The organism is Streptomyces phyllanthi, assembly GCF_009377205.1.
GTDB lineage: Bacteria > Actinomycetota > Actinomycetes > Streptomycetales > Streptomycetaceae > Streptomyces > Streptomyces phyllanthi.
On sequence record NZ_VJZE01000773.1, the window covers coordinates 1 to 2,557 of the forward strand.

2 protein-coding genes are annotated in these 2,557 nt (G+C 72.7%); both read left to right on the plus strand.

Annotated features, from left to right (window positions below; translation table 11 throughout):
- A partial coding sequence (locus FNH04_RS44660) for a PD-(D/E)XK nuclease family protein (RefSeq protein WP_194237026.1) occupies positions 1-1,099 on the plus strand: 1,099 nt, incomplete at its 5' end.
- A 10-nt stretch (positions 1,100-1,109) separates the two neighbouring features.
- On the plus strand, positions 1,110-2,522 hold the full coding sequence (locus tag FNH04_RS44665; protein ID WP_152791945.1) for a dipeptidase: 1,413 nt from the start codon (positions 1,110-1,112) through the stop codon (positions 2,520-2,522).
- The last annotated feature ends 35 nt before the right edge of the window (positions 2,523-2,557 follow it).

Sequence of the window (2,557 nt, forward strand, 5' to 3'; positions counted from 1 at the left end):
CTCCCACGACGACCCTGAGTGGCCGCCTCCGCCGGAGGACGAGGACGCCCTCCACGCGGACGGGGAGTTCCCGGACGAACCCCCTTACGGGGCCGGCCCCTTCGCTGAGGACCCGGAGGTCCCCGAAGACCCTGGGCACCCCGAGGACACCGGGGCCCCCGAGTCCGACTCCGACTGGGACTCCTGGACGAAGGCCCGCCCCCTGGTCCCGCACCAGGCGCCGGCCCCGAAGGCTTCTCCCCACCCTGTGGACCCGATGCCGCTCACCCCGGAGGAGGCCCGCATCGTCGACTCCTGGGACCGCGACCTGGACGCCCTCACCGGAGAGCTCCAGCGCGCCCGCCGAGGTGTGACGGACGTGCCCCTGCCCGCGTCGCTGACCGCCGTCGAGGTGCTGCGCCTGGCCGCCGACCCGGACGGCTTCGCCCAGGAGCTGGCCCGCCCCATGCCACGCCCCCCGCAGCCCGCCGCGCGCCGGGGCACGCGCTTCCACGCCTGGATCGAGGCCCGCTTCGAGGAGCTGCGCCTGCCCATGCTGGAGCCCGGGGAACTGCCCGGCAGCCAGGCCGAGATCGCCGACGAACGCGACCTGGAGGCACTGAAGGAGGCCTTCGAGCGCACGCCGTACGCCCACCGGACGCCGTACCGCGTCGAGGCACCGTTCCAGCTCGCGATAGCCGGACGGGTCGTCCGCGGCCGTATCGACGCCGTCTACAGGGAAGGCGACGGCGACGGCGCCACGTACGAGATCGTCGACTGGAAGACCAGCCGAAGCCGCACCGCCGACCCCCTTCAGCTCGCGATCTACCGCCTCGCATGGGCCGAGCAGCAGGGCGTGCCGCTGGATTCCGTCGGAGCGGTGTTCCTGTACGTGCGCACGGGCGAGGTCGTACGCCCCGGCGACCTGCCCGACCGGGCCGCGCTCGAGCGGCTGCTCTCGGCGGAGCCCGGCACGGACCCGTACGAGCCGTCCGCGGGCGGGCTGCCGCACGAACCGGCAGACGAACGGACACGCGAACGGACACGCGAACGGACACGCGAACGGGCAGAGGAACCGGCGGACGAACCGCCGGACGAGCATGTCCGTGCGGGCCGATAGGCTCGTGAGCATGAGCCAGCCCGTTGACAGTGCCGTCAGCGCCGTCCGTACGTACATCGAGAACCACCGAGCAGTCTTCCTCGAAGACCTCGTGGAGTGGCTGCGCATCCCGTCGGTGTCCGCCCGGCCCGAGCACGCGGCGGACGTACGACGCAGCGCCGACTGGCTCGCCGCCAAGCTGAAGGAGACGGGCTTCCCCACCGCCGAGGTGTGGGAGACACCAGGGGCCCCGGCCGTCTTCGCCGAGTGGCCCTCCGACGACCCCGAGGCCCCCACGGTCCTCGTCTACGGGCACCACGACGTGCAGCCCGCCGCCCGCGAGGACGGCTGGGACACCGAGCCCTTCGAGCCGGTGATCCGCGGAAACCGCCTCCACGCGCGCGGGGCGGCCGACGACAAGGGCCAGGTGTTCTTCCACACACTCGGCGTCCGTGCTCACCTCGCCACCACCGGCCGCACCGCTCCGGCCGTCCACCTGAAGATGCTGATCGAGGGCGAGGAGGAGTCCGGCTCCCCGCACTTCCGTGCCCTCGTCGAGGAACGCGCCGACCGGCTCGCCGCCGACACCGTCATCGTCTCCGACACGGGCATGTGGGCCGAGGACACCCCCACGGTGTGCACTGGCATGCGCGGCCTCGCCGAGTGCGAGATCGAGCTGTACGGGCCCGCCCAGGACATCCACTCAGGTTCCTTCGGCGGCGCCGTCCCCAACCCCGCCATCGCCGCCGCCCGCCTGGTCGCCGCCTTGCACGACGAGCACGCGCGCGTGGCGATCCCCGGCTTCTACGAAGGCGTCGTCGAACTCACCGACCGGGAGCGCGAACTCTTCGCGGAGCTCCCCTTCGACGAGGAGCGGTGGCTGCGTACGGCCAGGTCGACGGCCACCCACGGAGAGGCCGGTTACACCATCCTGGAACGCGTCTGGGCCCGCCCGACCGCCGAGGTCAACGGCATAGGCGGCGGTTACCAGGGCCCCGGCAGCAAGACGATCGTCCCGGCCTCGGCGATGGTGAAGCTCTCCTTCCGGCTGGTCGCGGGCCAGGACCCGGACCACATCGAGAAGGCCGTCCGCGCGTGGGCGGCCGACCTGGTGCCCGCCGGGATCCGCTGCGAGATCACGTTCGGCGCGGCCACCCGCCCGTGCCTGACCCCCCTGGACCACCCGGCCCTCCAGTCCGTCGTACGCGCCATGGGCCGCGCCTTCGAACAGCAGGTCCGCTTCACCCGCGAGGGCGGCTCCGGGCCCGCGGCCGACCTCCAGGACGTACTCGGCGCGCCCGTGCTCTTCCTGGGCATCTCGGTCCCCTCGGACGGCTGGCACGCCCCGAACGAGAAGGTCGAACTCGACCTGCTCCTCAAAGGCGTCGAAACCAGCGCCCACCTGTGGGACGACCTGGCCGGAAACCGGCAAGAGACACCCTGAAGCCCCCACGCCCCAAGACCCCGCGTCCTCAAGCC